This window comes from Mesorhizobium sp. Cs1299R1N1 (genome assembly GCF_037179655.1).
In the GTDB taxonomy this organism is placed as follows: Bacteria; Pseudomonadota; Alphaproteobacteria; order Rhizobiales; family Rhizobiaceae; genus Mesorhizobium; species Mesorhizobium salmacidum.
Genome location: NZ_JAPYKR010000098.1, coordinates 1 through 734, shown reverse-complemented (window position 1 = coordinate 734; position 734 = coordinate 1). Strand labels below are relative to the sequence as shown.

The following is a 734-nucleotide window of genomic DNA, read 5'->3' as shown; positions in this document are numbered from 1 at the left end:
GTTGATTGACGCCTCCTTTAGTCGCAGCATAGACAGTCAGGCCCGGTATGCCGAGCGAACTGGCGACTGAAGACGTCATGATGATGCTGCCGCCGCCTCGATCGAACATTGCTTGGGCGGAAAACTTTGCACAATAGTAGTAGCCACGCAGATTGGTGTCGACAATTTCGTCCCATTCCGCCTCTTCGAATGAATGTGCTGGCTTAATGACGTCGGTGCCTGCGTTGCATATCATCACATCGATCTGCCCAAACCGGTCAACCGTGCCGCTGATCAGTGCCTTGCAATCCTGGTGTGACCGCACATCAGAACGGATAGCCGCCACCTCGATTCCTTGGCCCGCAAGTTCGGCCTCTGCTCCGGCCAGCTCTTCGCTGTTATGCGAGGAAAGGACTACCTTCGCCCCCAATCGCCCGAAGCAGGTGGCGAGTGACTTCCCCAGACCGCGGCTCGATCCTGAAATGCAGACGACCTTACCGTCAATCCCGAAGATCTCCTGGTATCCATCTTCACCAATTGCAGAATCACAAGTTCCATCTGACATTGTAATTACTCGCTCCCTATTTTGATTTGCTTCAGGTCAAGGTCATCGTTCAGCAGCCAAGATCAGCGTGATCAAATCCCATGAAGCGCTGTCTCCTATTGCGGAACATCGTGTCATGCGGCATCGAAACTCAGGAACTGCGTTGCGTCCCTCAGGCGGTGCCTCGGCCGGCTTGCGGATCTATTTCCAA

Annotated in this window: 1 protein-coding gene; it reads right to left on the bottom strand. The window is 54.4% G+C overall.

Annotated elements, in window-relative coordinates:
• A partial coding sequence (locus tag O7A70_RS33870; RefSeq protein ID WP_337144214.1) for an SDR family NAD(P)-dependent oxidoreductase occupies positions 1-544 on the bottom strand: 544 nt, incomplete at its 3' end.
• Between the last annotated feature and the right edge of the window lie 190 nt (positions 545-734).